Raw genomic sequence first — 15,515 nt, forward strand, 5'->3', positions numbered from 1 at the left:
GCGGGCGGCCCGTCAGCGGATATTGATGATGGCGTCGAACAGCGACGAGGCGGTCTGGATCACCTGCGCGCTGGCCTGATAGAGCTGCTGGAAGCGCAGCAGGTTGACGGTTTCCTCGTCCATGTTGACGCCGGAGACCGACTGCTGGGCGGTACGCACCTGGGTCGTGATGCTGTTCTGCGAGGTCGACGCGATATCGATCGACTTGGTACGGCTGCCGATGTCGTTGACCAGCTCGGCATAGGCGTCGTTGAAGCTGGACACGCCGTTGATGGTCTTGGTGGTCTGCAGCTTGGCCAGCACCAGCGCATTGCCGTTGTCGGACGAGCCGCCGACGTTGGAGCCGATCGTGAAGCTGTCACCGGCCTTCGGCGCGCCGCCGAAGCTGACGGTCACGCCGTCGAACGTATAGTCGACCGCGCTGCCGTTGGGCACCGGGCCGGCGTCCGGCGTCACCGGATTGCCGGCGGCGTCGGTGAAGGTATAGCCGGTGCCGTCGTAGGTCGCGACGATCTTCGACGGCGGCACGTTGAAGCCCTGTGCGACATTGCTGACCTTGGCCGTACCGGAGCCGACATTGGATGCGCTGCTCTCGGCGAGCACCGGCGAGGCGGCGGCGACCTTGGCGGGGTCTGTGATGGCGAGGTCGAACGAACGAGCGACATTGCGGGTCGGCTGGATCTGGAAGGTGTCGCCCGCGGCCATGGTGCCGCCGACCGTGATGCTCAGGCCGTCGGCCGTGAAGGTGGGGCCGGCGCCGGTGGCGACCACTTCGTTGTCGGACATCCGCACCAGGCTGTAGCTGGTACCGTCGTAGGTCACCGTGTAGTCACTGGTGGTCAGCGCGGTGGCATCGGCAACCGTGGCCGCCACCGTGCCGGTGCCGTTGTTGCGCGTGTTGCCGATCACGGTCGGCGAGCCCATCGCGAACATGTCGCCGCCGATCTGGCCCTTCAGGTCCATGCCCAGGCGGTGCTGCGCGTTGAAGGTCTGGCCGATCGCCAGCGACAGTCGGCCGATCGCGTTCTGCGCGGCGTCGAGGGTCTCGCTGCGGAACTGCATCAGGCCGCCGATGCTGCCGCCGCTGAACAGCGCGTCATCCATCTCGATCGCGGTGCCGTCCGGAAGCGTATAGGCGATGCCCATCCGCGACGGGTCGGCCGCGGATTGTACGGCCTTCAGGTCGTACGAGTTGGCGCCGACGACCAGCGGCTGGCCGTTGCCGACGAACACGTTGTAGCTGCCGCCGTCCTGCGCGACCACCTTGACGCCGACGAGCTTGTTCAGTTGCGCGACCATTTCGTCGCGCTGGTCCAGCAGATCGTTGGGCGGCTGGCCGCCGCTGGCGGCGGTGGCCTTGGCGATCTCGCTGTTCAGCGAGGCGATCTCCTTGGCGAAGGCGTTCACCTGCGTGACCGAGCTCTGGATCTCGCTGTTGATGCCTTCCTGCTGGTTCTGGAAGTACGACGCCGCGGAACGCAGCTGGCCGGCCAGCGACTGGGCGGCGTTCAGCATGTTCTGGCGGACCGCGGTATCGCCCGGCTTGTCGGCCACGCCCTGCACCGCGGCGAAGAATTTCTGCATCAGCGGCGCGATGCCGCCCTTCTGGTCGGCCAGCAGGCTGTCGATCTGCTTGATCTGTTCCGAGTACGTCGACAGGTGCGCGCTCGACGTTTCGGCGGCGCGCAGCTGGCCGGTCAGGAATTCGTCGTAGACCCGCATCACCGTGGTGGTGGTCGAGCCCTGGCCGAAGAAGCCCTGGCTGGTGTACTGGCCGCCCGACGACGCGATGATCGTGTTCTGGCGCGTGTAGCCGGCGGTCGCCGCGTTGCTGACGTTATGGCCGATGGTCGTCAGCGCGTTCTGTGCCGTATTCAGGCCGGACAGGCCGATATTGAAGAGAGACATGCACTAGCCCCGGATTCTGTTGGTCGCCCTGGCCGCGCGATGCAGTCGCGACCGTGGCGGTGGATGAGGGTGGTAACGGCAGATTGGGCGGCGGACTTTAGGGTTGCGGGTCGTTTCGGGCGGCGGTGGCGTGCGAAACGCCAAATGCCCTCTCCCCCGCCCCTCTCCGGCAAGCGGGAGAGGGGAGAAAGCCGGCGGTGTTCTGGATCGCACAGCCGGTCCTTAGACCGGCACCTTGCGCATGATCCTGACCAGCTTCGCTCCATACTCGGGATCGGTCGCATAACCGGCGCGCTGCAGGCCGTGGGCGGCTTCCTCGGCCGAGCCCGCCGATACCACGCCGGCATAGCGCGGGTTGTTGGTCAGCAGCCTTGCGTAGTCGGAGAAGGCTTCCTCGTACGAGCCGTAGGCGCGGAACTTCGCCTTGATCTTCTGCGGCTGGCCGTCGACGTATTCGGTGGTGGTGATCTCGGCGACCGGGCCCTTCCAGTTGGCGCCGGCCTTGATGCCGAACACGTTGTGGGTAGTGCTGCCGTCCGCATGGGTGATTTCGCGGCGGCCCCAGCCCGACTCGAGCGCGGCCTGGCCCAGGATCAACCGTGCCGGCACGCCGCTGGCGCGCGAGGCGGCCACGGCCGGGCCGGCCATGCGGCTGACGAAGGCGCTGATATGGGACGGCGTGTCTTCGGACATGGCGGCGCCGCCCTGCCACTGGCCGCTCTGTTGCGCCTGGTACTGGCGCAGGCCCGCGGTCGGGTTCCAGTTGGCGCCCGGCACCACGGTGCCGGCGCGCGGCACCTGTTCCTCGTCGGCCCCGGCCGCGGCGGTGGTGCGTCCGTCCAGCAGCGGACCGAGGGAGCCCGCCACATCGTCCATGCGGCTGGCGGCGGCGGCCTCCGGCGGCAGCGGCTGGCCGCTGGCACGCGCCAGCTGGCGCGCCATCACCTCGGCCAGGCCAATGCCCTTCGACGACAGATGCTGGGCCAGCTGCTGGTCCAGCATCGACATATAGAGCTTGGTCTGCTCGTTGTCGAACAGCCCATCCTGCGGCGTCGCTTCCCGCATGCTCTTGAGCACCATCTGCGTGAAGACGGCCTCGAACTGTTTGGCGGCGGCCTTCAGCGTGTCGGCGCTGCCGTCGCGCGCGCCCTGCTTCAGCGCTTCGAATCCCTGCGTGTCGAGCGCGAAGCGCTGCGACAGATCGGCTTGAGCGTGGATCGGTTGGCTCATGCGATGGCCCGTCGCGATCAGATGATTTCGAGCTCGGCGCGCAGCGCGCCCGCCGCGCGCATCGCTTCCAGGATGGTCTGCAGATCGGCCGGCGTCGCGCCCAGCGAGTTCAGGCCACGGACCACCGCCGACAGCGAGGCGCCGGCGCGGACCAGCTGCAGCGAACCGCCGTCGCGCTTCAGGTTGATCTCCGACACCGGCGCGACCACCGTTTCGCCGCCGCTGAACGGCGCCGGCTGGCTGATCACCGGCTGGGTATTGATGACGACCGACAGGTTGCCGTGCGCGATCGCGCAGTCCTGCACGGTGACGTCCTGGTTCATCACGATCGAGCCGGTGCGGGCGTTCAGGATGACCTTGGCCGCGGCGCGGGCCGGCGTCACGTCGATGTTCTCGATGCGCGCGAGCATCGCCACGCGCTGCGACGAGGCCTGCGGCACGCGCACCTGCACCACGCGCGCGTCGAGCGCGCTGGCCACGCCGCCGCCCAGATTGCGGTTGATCGCCTCGACCACGCGCTCGGCGGTGCCATAGTCGGAGCTCTTGAGCTCCAGCGTCAGCATGCCGTTGTCCGCCTGGAACGCCGGCACCGCGCGTTCGACGATGGCACCGTTGGCGATGCGGCCGACCGCCAGCTGGTTGATCTGTACCTTGCTGCCGTTGGCGGAGGCACCGGCGCCGCCGACCAGCAGGTTGCCCTGCGCGATCGCATAGACCTGGCCGTCGGCGCCCTTGAGCGGCGTCATCAAGAGCGTGCCGCCGCGCAGGCTCTTGGCATTGCCCATCGACGACACCACCACGTCGAGCTGGCTGCCCGGCTGCGCGAACGGCGGCAGCGTCGCGGTGACCATCACCGCGGCCACGTTCTTCAGCTGCATGTTGCGGCCGGCCGGCAGCGTGATGCCCAGCTGCGACAGCATGTTGGTCAGACTCTGCGTCGTGAACGGCGTCTGCATGGTCTGGTCGCCGGTGTTGTCCAGACCAACCACCAGGCCGTAGCCGACCAGCGGATTGTCGCGCACGCCCTGGATGGTCGCCAGGTTCTTCAGGCGTTCGGCATGGGCGGGGCCCGCGGGCAGCAGCAGGCCAAGCGCCAGCACCAGGGCGAGCGCGAACAGCGGCAGGAGGCCCGGCGTGGAGACGCCGGGACGGCTAGAGCGGCGGCAACCGCGGAGGCAATCAGCCAGGCGCAAAGACATGACGCGAATCAGAACGGTGAAACGTTGAGGAAGAAGCGCTGCAGCCAACCCATGTTCTGCGCTTCGTCGATATAGCCCTTGGCGGTGTATTCGATGCGCGCGTCGGCCACCTGGGTCGACGGCACCGCGTTGTCGCCGGTGATCGTGCGCGGATTGACCACGCCCGAGAAACGGATGAATTCCGCGCCCTGGTTGATGGCCATCTGCTTCTCGCCGGACACCACCAGGTTGCCGTTGGCCAGCACTTCGATCACGGTGACCGTGATGGTGCCGTTGAACGTATTGGCCGCGCTGGAACCGCCGCTGGAGCGAATCCCGTTCTCGCCGCTCATGTTGGCGTTCTGGCTGGCGCCGAACAGGCCGCCGAGCGCGCGCGGCACCGCGTCGAAGGCCAGCGCCGCATTGCTGGTGCGCGAGGCGTTGGTGCCCGAGTTCTTCGACGCGTTGACGTTCTCGCTGATCACGATGGTCAGGATGTCGCCGACGTTGCGCGGGCGGCGATCCTCGAACAGCGGGTTGCCGGCGTAGGAGTTCTGATAGATCGAGCCGGTCGGCGCGATCATCGGCCGCTGCTCGGCCCGGGCCGTGGTCGGCATCTGCACCAGCGGCTCGCGCGGCATCAGCGCGCAGCCGGTGGCCAGCAGCGGCCCCAGAATGCAGGCCAGACGGCAGGCCGACCGGCCCAGACGGAACAGCATGGCGTTCATGTTCAACCCAGCTGAGTCAGGCGTTGCAGCATCTGGTCGGACGTCTGTACGGCCTTGCTGTTGATCTCGTAGGCGCGCTGGGTCTGGATCATGCTGACCAGCTCCTCGACCACATTGACGTTCGACGCTTCGACGTAGTTCTGCTGCAGGATGCCGGCGCCGTTCAGGCCGGGGACGGTCGGGTTCGGTGCGCCCGACGCGTCGGTCTGCACGTACAGGTTCTCGCCCAGGCTTTCCAGGCCGGTCGGGTTCATGAACGTCGCCAGCTGCAGCTGGCCGACCTGCACGTTGTTGGCATTGCCCGGCTGCGTGACCGACACGGTGCCGTCGCGCGCGATCGTCAGCGAGGTCGAGTTGGCCGGGATGGCGATGGCCGGTTCGATCACGAAGCCGCTGGCGGTCACCAGCTGGCCGTTCTGATCGACCTGGAACGAGCCGTCGCGGGTGTACGCGGTGGTGCCATCCGGCAGCGTGACCTGGAAGAAGCCCTGGCCGATGATGGCCACGTCCTTGGCATTGCCGGTCTGCTGCGGATTGCCCTGCGTGTGGATGCGCTCGGTGGCGACCGGACGCACGCCGGTACCGAGCTGCAGGCCCGACGGCAGCGTGGTCTGGTCGGACGACAGCGCGCCGGGCTGGCGGATCGTCTGATACATCAATTCCTCGAACACCGCGCGGCTGCGCTTGAAGCCCGTGGTCGACACGTTGGCCAGGTTGTTCGAGATCACGTCCATCTGCGTCTGCTGCGCATCGAGGCCGGTCTTCGCAATCCAGAGAGAGCGGTTCATGGTGTTCCTTCGGTGGCGGGCACGCGCGCCGGCGTGCCCTGTCGATTCATTGGTGGGTGCTTGGCGTCGGCGCTTAACGGTTCGACAGCAGCGCGTTGGCACGCTGCTCGTTGGCGTCGGCGCCCTGGATCATCTTGATCTGCATCTCGAAGCGGCGCGCGTTGGCGATCATGTCGACCATCGCCTCGACCGGATTGACGTTGCTGCCTTCGAGCGCGCCGGCGATCACGCGGACGGTCTGGTCGGTCTCCAGCGGCGCAGCGCCCGGCCGCAGCCGGAACAGGCCGTCGTCGCCGCGTGCGATCGCATCGGGCGGCGGATTGACCAGCCGCAGCCGGCCCACCTGCGCGAGGCCATTGGCGGTCTCGCCAGGGCCGCGCGCGGTGATGGTGCCGTCGTTGCCGATCGTCACCGTCGAACCGGGCGGCACCGCGATCGGGCCGCCGTCGCCGAGCACCTGCAGGCCGTTCGAGGTCAGCAGCTGGCCGTCCGGGCCCACCTGCAGCGAGCCAGCACGGGTATAGCCTTCCGCGCCGTCGCGCCCCTGCACCGCCAGCCAGCCATTGCCCTTGATCGCGATATCGAGCGGACGCTCGGTATAGGTCAGCGGGCCAGCCTTCATGTCGGCGCCCGGCGTGCTGGCCAGCGTGAAGGCGCGGGTGGGCGTCTCCTGCCCGACCACTGGCACCGCGCGGAACATGTTGACCTGCGCGCGAAAGCCCGTGGTCGACACGTTGGCCAGGTTGTTGGCCACCGCGGCCTGCTGGTCCAGCGTCTGCTTGGCGCCCGACAGGGCGGTGTAGATCAGGCGATCCATCTGCGATTCCTATCCAATGCTTGCGGTTACCGCTGACGTGCCGATCAGATGTTGACCAGCGTCTGCAGCACCTGGTCCTGCGCCTGGATGGTCTGCGCGTTGGCCTGGTAGTTGCGCTGGGCAATGATCAGGTTGACCAGCTGGCCCGACAGGTCGACGTTCGACGCTTCCACCGCGTTCGACTGCAGCTGGCCCATGCTGCCGCCCGGCGAGCCCAGCAGCGGCTGGCCCGAGGCGCCGGTGGCGCTCCAGACGTTGTCGCCCTCGGGCTTGAGCCCTTCGACGTTGCCGAACGAGGCCATCACGACCTGCCCCAGCGACTGGGTCTGCTCGTTCGAGTAGCTGCCCAGGATGGTGCCGTCCGCTTCGATCGAGAAGCCCAGCAGCGAGCCCGACGTATAGCCGTTCTGCACGATCGACTTCGGATCGTTGTCGTCGCCGAACTGGGTCGTGCCGGCCAGGTCCAGCTGGATGTTCATCGCGGCGGCGCCACCGGCGGCCGGCACGTTGACCGGAATCGTCGCGCCCGGCGCCGGCGTGACCAGCGCACCGTTCAGATCGAAGCGCATCGCGTTCGGACCCGACAGCTGCGCGCCGGTGGCGTCGGTCACGTAGACCTCCCAGTCGGTGCCCGTCGCGTCGGTTGCGCCCTTGCGGAAGTAGGCCGTGACCTGCTGCGCGTTGCCCAGCGAATCGAACACCTCGATGGTGCTGCTGTAGTTGAACATCGCCGCGGCGGGCGGGTTGCCGGCCGAGGTCGCGAACGGCACGGTCGGCGCGGTGCCGCGCGAGTCCAGGTTGTATTGCGCGGTGATGCGGTCGGTGGCCTTCGGCGCCATCTGGGCGCTGGACACCACCAGCGGTTGCGGCTGCACGCCGCCGCCGGGCTGCACGCCGGCCGGATAGCCGGTCAGCTGCAGGCCCTGCGCGTTGGTGATGCGGCCGTCGTCGGTGCGCAGGAACTGGCCGTTGCGCGAGAAGAAGACGGAACCGTCGGCGCCCACCATGCGGAAGAAGCCATTGCCGCCGGTGATCGCCACGTCCAGCGAGCGTCCGCTCGCCTCGATATTGCCCTGCGTGAACGACTGCACCACCGAGTTCACGCGCGTGCCCAGGCCGACCTTCGAGCCGGCGTAGACGTCGGCGAACTGTGCGGTCGATTGCTTGAAGCCGACGGTGTTCGCGTTGGCGATGTTGTTGCCGATCACGTCCAGATTCTGTGCCGCGGCATTGATGCCGCTGACTCCTTGACCGAAACCCATGATTTCCCCTTGTTACGCGTCGTACGAATTTGCCCGCGCCGGCGCCCGTGGCACCGCCGCGCTGGCGTTCTGTTGAATGCCGATGATTCGGATTAAAGGATCTTGCGAACGTCGTCGACCAGCGCGGTATGACCGCCGCCGATATCGACCAGCACGCCATTGGCATCGCCGCTGATGGCCTGCACCTTGCCGTAGACCAGCGCCACCGGCTGCACGCTCTTGCCGTCCGCGGTCGCGCTGACCTTGAACGTGTATTCGCCGTCCGGCACGACGCCGCCGGCGTTGTTCTTGCCGTCCCAGCTCACGTCGTGCACGCCGGCGGTCTGCCCCTTCAGGTCGATGGTGCGCACCACGTTGCCGTCCTTGTCCAGCACGTCGACGGTGACCGCGTCGGCGGTGGCCGGCAAGTCGATGCCGAACTGGCTCGGCTTGCCGCCCGAGACGGCGACTTCCTTGCCCGGCACCATCACCGTGCGGCCGATCAGCGCGGCCGAATCCATCGCGCGGCTGGCGCTGACCTGGTTCAGCAGCTGGGCCAGCGTCGCGTTCATCGTCTGCATGCCGCTGACCGTGCTGATCTGCGCGAGCTGCGAAGTCAGCTGCGCGTTGTCCATCGGCTTGAGCGGATCCTGGTTGTTCATCTGCGTGACGAGCATCTTCAGGAAGTTGTTCTGCAGATCCGCGGCGCTGGACGCGCTGTTGGCCAGCTGGTTGGCGGCGCTGTTGCTGTTGTTGCTGACGGGTGGCGTGGTGGTCATCGTTGGTCCCGTTGGTCCGGTTGGTCCCGTTGAAATGGCGGAATCACTGACCGATGGTCAGCGTCTTGAGCATCATGTTCTTGGCGGAGTTCAACACCTCGACGTTGGCCTGGTAGGACCGCGACGCCGAGATCATGTTGACCATCTCCTCCACCGGATTGACGTTGGGCATCACCACGTAGCCGTCGGCGTTGGCCAGCGGATGGGTGGGGTTGTGCACCATGCGCGGCGGCGACGGGTCTTCCATCACGCCGCGCACCTGCACGCCGCCGATATCGGCCTGGCCGGGCGTCGGCGCGAGGCCGAACACGACCTGCTTGGCGCGGTACGGCTGACCGTTGGGCGCGACCGCGCTGTCCGCGTTGGCCAGGTTCGAGGCCGTGACGTTCATGCGCTGCGACTGCGCGGCCATCGCCGAACCGGTCACGTCGAAGATATTCATTGCGGGCATGGCTTCCTCACGACTGGATGGCGGACAACATGCCCTTGATCTTCGCGTTCATCACCGTCAGGCCGAACTCGTACTTGACCGAGTTGTCGGCGAACGCCACCCGCTCGGTGTCCATTTCGACGGTGTTGCCGTCGATGCTCGATTGCATCGGAATGCGGTACGCCAGTTCGAACTCGCTGGCGACCGAGGCCTGCCCCGGCAGATGGCGCGTCGACGTGGTCGACAGCGACACGCCGTTGGCCTGCCGCCCCCGCTCGACCGATTCGGACAGCTGGCTGGCAAAGTCGAAGTCGCGGGCCTTGAAGCCCGGCGTATCGGCATTGGCGATATTGGCGGCGATCACCGATTGCCGCTGATTGCGCAAGTTCAACGCTTCCTGCTGGAAACGGAACGACGCATCGAGTCTGTCGATCATGTCCGTATCTCGCTATCTCTCGCTATCGAGGAACGTGTGACGAAACCACGCGCCCCTGCGTCGGCAAAGGCGTGAGGGCGCCGGGATCGAACCCGGCCTTCTTTACGGGTGCCATCTTAGGTGCCGGCTGGCCAGTGCAATCGGATGAATAAGACGGGGAAACCTGCGCATTTCGGGCGGAGGGCGCGCGGGCCGCTGCCTACAATGGGGTCTCGTTGCCGGACGCTTGTCGCCTCCACGCGCGCCTGCCGCGCGCGCCCGCGTACGGCCTGCCGCCTTGTTTCTTGACTTTCCGTTTCGCCTGCCGGGATCACGCCATGTTTCGCACGCACCGATCGGCATCACGCCGCCTCGCCTTGCTGGCGCTCTGCGCGGCGCTGCCATGCACCGCCGCGCTGGCGGCCACCGCCACGACACCCGTCACGACATCCGCCTCGCCGTCCCAGGCTGCGCAGCCGTCGCCGTTCACCGACGATCCGGTGCGCGTCGCGGTCGAACAGTTCCTGCTGCGCGAGACCGCCGGGCTGCCGGGCAAGGCCAGCATCCAGGTGGTGCCACCGTCGGGCGGGCGCGCGCGCGAATGCGTGGCGCCGCAGCCGTTCCTGCCGGGCGGCGCGGCGGCCTGGGGCCGGGTTTCGGTTGGCGTGCGCTGCGGCGGAGAGCGGCCATGGACACGCTACGTGCAGGCACGCGTCTCGGTGGTGGCTGATTACTATGTCGCCGCGCATGCGCTGGCGCCGGGCCAGCCGATCGGCCCGGCCGATCTGGAACGGCGCGAAGGCGATCTTGCCGGGCTGCCGCGCGCCGTCGTCACCGACCCGGCGCAGCTCGAGGGCGCGGTCACGGCCAACCGGGTCGCGGCCGGCTCGCCGCTGCGGATGGACATGGTCCGGAAGGCGATCGCGGTCAAGCAGGGGCAGATGGTCGCCGTGACCATCGAAGGCGAGGCCTTCCAGATCCGCAGCGAGGGAAAGATCCTGGCGGACGCCGCCCCTGGCAACACCGTCCAGGTCCGGCTCAAGAGCGGGCAGGTGGTCAACGGGCTGGTGCGGGACGCCGACACGGTGGTGCTGCAGCAATAGCCGCCGCCATAGCCCAGCCGTAGCCCCACCCGCAGCCCCAGCCGTCGCCACAACGTCGTTACAGCGTGTCACAATTCGCGTCCTAAAGTTTGGCCACGCCCCGCCGTTAAGCTGAGCAAACCCAGCAAGGACATCCCGTGAAGATCCACCAATCGACCCTGCCGCGCACCGGCGAAGGTGCCGCTGAAAGCACTGGACGCACCGCGTCTAGCCCCGTGCCGGGCGCCGCACCGTCCGCGAGCGGCCTGACCATGAGCCCCCTGGGCAGCCAGGTACGCGATATCGGTTCGCGTCTGGCCCATGAGGCCGACGGCGATATCGATCAAGCCAAGGTGGACGAGATCCGCCAGGCCATCGCCGAAGGGCGCCTGAAGATGGACCCGAGCAAGATCGCCGACGGTCTGCTGGCCACGCTGCGCGAGCTGACACAGGACGGCGGCCGCTGATCAGGCTGAACCGGCTGATCTCACTGAACCCGTAGACCCTACCCCCACCGATTTCCTTCGACTTCGCGCCCATGAGCCAAGCCCTGATCGCCAGCATGCAGCGGGAAACGCAAGCCATCGCGGCCTTCGTCGATGCCCTGCAGCAGGAACGGACCGCGATTCGCGCCGGCGACTTCCAGTCGCTGGGCGAGCTGGTGCAGAACAAGCAGGAACTGGCGCAACAGATCGCGCAGCTCGGCACCGCACGCCAGGCGCAGATGGCCGCGCTCGGCATTCGCGTCGGCAGCGGCCGGCAACTGGTGGGATTGCATATCGATGAAGGCGTCGCCGCCGCGTGGCGCACGCTGGTACTGACCGCGCGCGGCGCGGCGGAGGCCAATACGCTGAACGGGGCCGTGGTGTCGGCGCACCTGGAATACACACAGGACGCGCTGCAGACGCTGCGCCAGCGCGGCGACACGGCCACGGTCTACGGCCGCAACGGCCGGGCACAGGCCGGCCCGCGCGGCGTCAGCCTGGCCAGCGGCTGATTCTCTCTCTGGGGAGAAGAGGTGCTTGCAAGCGCCACCACATAGCGGCCGCCCTCTCCCCCACCCCTCTCCCGCAAGCGGGAGAGGGGCGAACCCCACCCTTCACGCGGTCGGCTCGACCGTGCTGGCGCGCCTTCCCCGCGCCTCCAGCAGGAAATATCCCACCACCGCCGGCAGCATCGGCAGCAGGTAGTACATCGCCCGATAGGCCAGCAATGCGGCCAGCAGCGCGTGGTGCGGCACGCGGTCACCCAGCAGCACGACGAATACCGTCTCGAGCACGCCCAGGCCCGCCGGAATATGCGCGACCGCGCCGGCGATGCTGCCGATCAGCACCACGCCCAGCACCACCAGCAGCGGCACCGACGATGGCAGCAGCGTCTGGATGATGGCCGAGATGGTCAGCCAGTTGGTTATCGACAGCGCGCATTGCATGACCGCGAACCGCAGCGGCGGCAGATGGAAGGCATGGCCGCGTACCGTCCAGCGGCGCCGCCGCGCCCTGGCGCACGCGACCAGATACGCGGCGACCGCGGCCAGCAGCGCAAACCCCGCGATCTGCAGCAGCGTGGCATTGAGCCCCCACTCGGGCGGCAGCACCACGGTGCGGGCAGCCAGCACCGCGCCGAGCAGCGCCAGATAGCCGATCCAGTTGCTGACCACGCCGATCGTATAGACCGACGCGATCTGCGCGCCCGACAGTCCCGCCCCGGAATAGAGCCGATAGCGAATGCCGAGCCCGCCGACCAGCGCGCCCAGGTTCAGATTGAAGGCATAGCTGACGAAGGCGATCACCAGTACGCGCGGCGACGACAGCCGATGCCGCGCATACCAGCGGCCCAGCAGGTCGAACGCCGAATGCCAGAAATAGCTGAGCACGACCAGCAGCGCAGCCGGCGTCAGCGTGCGGTAGTCGTATTCCTGCAGCGTGACCCAGACTTCGGCCCATTCGACCTCGGCAAGCTTCCTGACCACCAGCACCACCACCAGCGCGACGAAGACGATGCCCAATACGCGGCGCGCCTGCGCCCAGCGGCTGCGCCGCCGTGTTCTCGTGTGGTGGTCAGTCGCCTGTCGTGCCGTCATCTGGTTGTCGTGGTCGATTTGCCGTCGTCGTATTGCCGTCATCCTCGCGCGTCATCCCTGTGTACCGTCATCTATTCCGCTCCGCCGGCGCCCCGCTTCAGGACCGGAAATCGCCAGGGCCGGCGCGGCGGCTCGGCGGTGGCCACCACCAGCTTCGGCGTGTGGGCCGGCAGCCAGCCCGCCCATGCGGGGAAGCGGCGCAGGAAGTGGAACATCAGCGTGGTCGCCGCCAACTGCAGCGGCGCGCGCCGCGTCTGGCGATTCGGCGGGATCTCGCGGCACGCATTGGCCATCAGCGTGTCGAGGTTCTCGCGCAGGCCGCGGGCGAAGCCGGCGTCGCGGATCACCAGATTGGCTTCGAGATTCAGCGACAGGCTCAGCGGGTCGAGATTGCTGGAGCCGACGGTGGACCAGTCACGGTCGATCACCGCGACCTTGCCGTGCAGCGGCCGCTCGCAATATTCGAAGATGCGCACGCCGGCGTCCTGAAGATGGGCGTACAGCATGTCGGCCATCCGCTTGACCCACAGCATGTCGGGGTTGCCCTGCAGGATCAGCCGCACGTCGACGCCGCGCTGCGCGGCCTCGCAGATCGCGTGCAGCACGCGATAGCCGGGCAGGAAGTAGGCGTTGGCGATCACCACCTGGTGCCGCGCGGCGCGGATCGCCTGCAGGTACTCCCATTCGATATCGGTCGGATGCGCGTCGTTGTCCCGCGTGACCAGCCACGCGGCCATGGTGCCGGCCGGCGGCGGAGGCGGGACCGCGGGCACTTCGACGTCGCCCGGCGGCAGCGTCTGCGCGAGGAAGCGATGCACCTCGTGGGCGACCGGTCCCTCCACCTCGACCGCATAGTCCTGCTTGGCCTGCGGACCATGGTCGGTCAGGTGCTGCGCGGAGAAGTTGATGCCGCCGATGAAGGCGATCCGTCCATCGATCGCCACCAGCTTGCGATGCAGCCGGCGGAACAGATTGGTCCGCACGCCCAGCAGCCGCCGGCGTGGCGCGAAGATGTGGAAGCGCACGCCCGCGGCGACCATGCCGGCGACGAACTCCGGCGGCAGATCGGGCGAGCCGTAGCCGTCGACCGTGATCGCCACATGGACACCGCGTTTTGCCGCGGCAATCAAGGCCTCGCGCAGCGCCACGCCGACGCGGTCGTCGAACAGGATGAAGGTTTCCAGCAGCACGCTGGTCCGGGCGGCGGCGATCGCGGCAAAGACGCGCGGGAAATATTCGTCGCCGTTCTCCAGCAGGCGGATGCGATTACCGCTGGTTCGGTTGGGGCTCATTTCGATGTCTCGCTGCCAAATTCTCCATTGGCAACAAGCACATTCAATGCCACCCGTTCCGAGCCGGCAAGTCCACCGCAAATCACGTCGTCACGACGGCGGCTTCGCGGTCACCTTGCCGCCTCCGCGGCGCCCGCCATTCAGCGATAGCTGACCGTGATCTGGCTGGCCTGTCCTTGCAGCACGGGGCTCAGCGGCCCCTGTCCCGGAATGCGGAACGCAAAGACGAAACCCTTGTCGGCATCATCCCCGCGGAAGGCATCGGTCTTGCCCTCGGGCCCCGGCAGCATCACGCAGCGGTTGGCATTACAGAGATAGGCTTGCAGATTTGGCGGTGGCACACGGGCAAAACGGTAACGCCAGCGCACCGCGGTGATCACCCCTTCGGCCTGTGTCAGAAAGCCGCTGGGTAGGATAGGCGCCGACAAGGCCCGCACGCCGCGGCCGTACAGCGCCGGTGCGGACACCGAGGCCGTCCACGCATGGCGCGAGTCGGCACCGAAGTTCGTATGCATCAGCGGCGAGGCGACGACGGCGGTCGACGTCATCGCCGCGGCGACCGCCGCGATCGGCCGGAACATGCGAGCTGCCGTGCCAGCCATCACAGCAGCCCGCGCAACTGGCTGCGCAGCCGGTTGATCGCCTGGCTGCGGATCTGGCAAACGCGCGATTCGGTGACCTCGAGCACCGCGCCGATTTCGCGCAGGTTCAGCTCCTGGTCGTAGCACAGCGACAGCACCAGCTTCTCGCGTTCGGGCAGCCGTTCGATCGCGCGGATCAGCGCACCGCGCATGCCGCTCTCCATCAGCAGCGTCAGCGGATTGCCGTCCTCGGTGACGGTCAGGTGGCGATCGAGGAAGTCCTCCTCGCCGGAGCGCTCGAAGTCCTCGTAGTGCAGCAGCTGGCAGCCATAGACCTCGTTGAGCATGCTCTGGTATTCGTCCAGCGGCATCTCGAGTTCTTCGGCGACCTCCGAGTCCAGCGGCGTGCGGCCGAGCTTCTGCTCCAGCGCGCGCACGGTCCGTTCGATCCGGCGCGTCGACTGGCGCAGGCTGCGGGACTGCCAGTCATTGGCGCGTACCTCGTCGAGCATCGCGCCGCGGATACGCTGGCTGGCATAGGTCTCGAAGCGCGCGCCGTGGGTGTCTTCGTAGCGCCGGGCGGCATCGAGCAGGCCGATCATGCCGGCCTGGATCAGGTCGTCCAGTTGCACGCTGGCCGGCAGCTTCGCCGCCAGCTGCAGGGCGATGCGCCGGACCAGCGGCGCATGGGTCTGGACGGTGTCGGTCTGTTCGAGCTTTCCCTGGATCGTGTACATGGTGGAATTCTCGCGAGTGCTAGCAGGCCATCGCCGATGCGGGCGGCGCGGCGCTGGCGACAATGGTCGAGGCGCCAGGAGGGCCCGCAGCGGGCATCGGTTCGGGATCGGGTGAAAGAGGCCAGCCAGCGATGCTGGCGGCAAGTCGGCGCAGCATGGCGGTGGCCGGCGCGCCCGGGAAGGCGTCGACGACGCCGCGCGACAGCGCCGTGCCGCGCGCGACCAG

General features: G+C 67.9%; 17 protein-coding genes and 1 pseudogene. 3 read left to right on the forward strand and 15 right to left on the reverse strand.

Annotation, left to right across the window (positions count from 1 at the left end; all coding sequences use genetic code 11):
• Nucleotides 1-12: 12 nt before the first annotated feature.
• The 10 genes from flgK to flgB all read right to left on the reverse strand — a co-directional run bounded on the left by flgK (nt 13) and on the right by flgB (nt 9,535).
• Nucleotides 13-1,908 (reverse strand): flagellar hook-associated protein FlgK, encoded by a 1,896-nt coding sequence (gene flgK / locus B551_RS11425; RefSeq protein WP_006575498.1) that lies wholly within the window; start codon nt 1,906-1,908, stop codon nt 13-15.
• A gap of 222 nt (nt 1,909-2,130) precedes the next feature.
• Entirely contained in the window at nt 2,131-3,138 is a 1,008-nt protein-coding gene (flgJ, locus tag B551_RS11430) for a flagellar assembly peptidoglycan hydrolase FlgJ (protein ID WP_023264121.1), read from the reverse strand.
• Nucleotides 3,139-3,155: 17 nt separating this feature from the next.
• Complete coding sequence (locus B551_RS11435) at nt 3,156-4,337, reverse strand: flagellar basal body P-ring protein FlgI (protein WP_052511342.1); 1,182 nt, start codon at nt 4,335-4,337, stop codon at nt 3,156-3,158.
• A gap of 8 nt (nt 4,338-4,345) precedes the next feature.
• Nucleotides 4,346-5,035 (reverse strand): flagellar basal body L-ring protein FlgH, encoded by a 690-nt coding sequence (gene flgH / locus B551_RS11440; protein WP_052511343.1) that lies wholly within the window; start codon nt 5,033-5,035, stop codon nt 4,346-4,348.
• 11 nt (nt 5,036-5,046) lie between these two features.
• Nucleotides 5,047-5,832 (reverse strand): flagellar basal-body rod protein FlgG, encoded by a 786-nt coding sequence (gene flgG, locus B551_RS11445; RefSeq protein ID WP_023264122.1) that lies wholly within the window; start codon nt 5,830-5,832, stop codon nt 5,047-5,049.
• 73 nt (nt 5,833-5,905) lie between these two features.
• A complete protein-coding gene (gene flgF, locus B551_RS11450; RefSeq protein ID WP_006579130.1) occupies nt 5,906-6,649 on the reverse strand; it encodes a flagellar basal-body rod protein FlgF in 744 nt (247 codons plus the stop codon).
• A 44-nt stretch (nt 6,650-6,693) separates the two neighbouring features.
• The gene (flgE, locus tag B551_RS11455; RefSeq protein WP_006579131.1) at nt 6,694-7,911 is read right to left on the reverse strand and encodes a flagellar hook protein FlgE; all 1,218 of its coding nucleotides are present in this window, start codon (nt 7,909-7,911) and stop codon (nt 6,694-6,696) included.
• Between the two features lie 92 nt (nt 7,912-8,003).
• Nucleotides 8,004-8,669 carry a flagellar hook assembly protein FlgD gene (gene flgD / locus B551_RS11460; protein WP_006579132.1) on the reverse strand — a complete coding sequence of 222 codons (666 nt, stop codon included), beginning with the start codon at nt 8,667-8,669 and terminating at the stop codon, nt 8,004-8,006.
• Nucleotides 8,670-8,712: 43 nt separating this feature from the next.
• Nucleotides 8,713-9,120 carry a flagellar basal body rod protein FlgC gene (gene flgC, locus B551_RS11465; protein ID WP_006579133.1) on the reverse strand — a complete coding sequence of 136 codons (408 nt, stop codon included), beginning with the start codon at nt 9,118-9,120 and terminating at the stop codon, nt 8,713-8,715.
• 7 nt (nt 9,121-9,127) lie between these two features.
• On the reverse strand, nt 9,128-9,535 hold the full coding sequence (gene flgB / locus B551_RS11470) for a flagellar basal body rod protein FlgB (RefSeq protein WP_006579134.1): 408 nt from the start codon (nt 9,533-9,535) through the stop codon (nt 9,128-9,130).
• 317 nt (nt 9,536-9,852) lie between these two features.
• Here flgB and flgA point away from each other — a divergent pair, with 317 nt between their 5' ends.
• The 3 genes from flgA (at nt 9,853) to B551_RS11485 (ending at nt 11,593) form a co-directional block, all read left to right on the forward strand.
• Complete coding sequence (gene flgA / locus B551_RS11475) at nt 9,853-10,617, forward strand: flagellar basal body P-ring formation chaperone FlgA (protein WP_023264123.1); 765 nt, start codon at nt 9,853-9,855, stop codon at nt 10,615-10,617.
• Nucleotides 10,618-10,754: 137 nt separating this feature from the next.
• The gene (gene flgM / locus B551_RS11480) at nt 10,755-11,063 is read left to right on the forward strand and encodes a flagellar biosynthesis anti-sigma factor FlgM (protein WP_006579136.1); all 309 of its coding nucleotides are present in this window, start codon (nt 10,755-10,757) and stop codon (nt 11,061-11,063) included.
• 71 nt (nt 11,064-11,134) lie between these two features.
• A complete protein-coding gene (locus tag B551_RS11485; RefSeq protein WP_006579137.1) occupies nt 11,135-11,593 on the forward strand; it encodes a flagella synthesis protein FlgN in 459 nt (152 codons plus the stop codon).
• A gap of 102 nt (nt 11,594-11,695) precedes the next feature.
• Here B551_RS11485 and B551_RS11490 read toward each other — a convergent pair whose 3' ends face one another.
• The 5 genes and pseudogenes from B551_RS11490 to B551_RS26535 all read right to left on the reverse strand — a co-directional run.
• Nucleotides 11,696-12,679 (reverse strand): lysylphosphatidylglycerol synthase domain-containing protein, encoded by a 984-nt coding sequence (locus tag B551_RS11490; protein WP_023264124.1) that lies wholly within the window; start codon nt 12,677-12,679, stop codon nt 11,696-11,698.
• A gap of 71 nt (nt 12,680-12,750) precedes the next feature.
• Nucleotides 12,751-13,971 carry a cardiolipin synthase ClsB gene (gene clsB / locus B551_RS11495; RefSeq protein ID WP_006579139.1) on the reverse strand — a complete coding sequence of 407 codons (1,221 nt, stop codon included), beginning with the start codon at nt 13,969-13,971 and terminating at the stop codon, nt 12,751-12,753.
• A gap of 140 nt (nt 13,972-14,111) precedes the next feature.
• On the reverse strand, nt 14,112-14,552 hold the full coding sequence (locus B551_RS11500) for a flagellar protein FlhE (protein WP_006579140.1): 441 nt from the start codon (nt 14,550-14,552) through the stop codon (nt 14,112-14,114).
• A 20-nt stretch (nt 14,553-14,572) separates the two neighbouring features.
• Nucleotides 14,573-15,289, reverse strand: a complete 717-nt coding sequence (locus B551_RS11505; protein ID WP_006579141.1) for an RNA polymerase sigma factor FliA — start codon at nt 15,287-15,289, stop codon at nt 14,573-14,575.
• A 19-nt stretch (nt 15,290-15,308) separates the two neighbouring features.
• Nucleotides 15,309-15,515: pseudogene (locus B551_RS26535) on the reverse strand (MinD/ParA family protein); the annotation flags it as partial.

The sequence above is a fragment of the Cupriavidus sp. HPC(L) genome (assembly GCF_000307735.3).
GTDB lineage: Bacteria > Pseudomonadota > Gammaproteobacteria > Burkholderiales > Burkholderiaceae > Cupriavidus.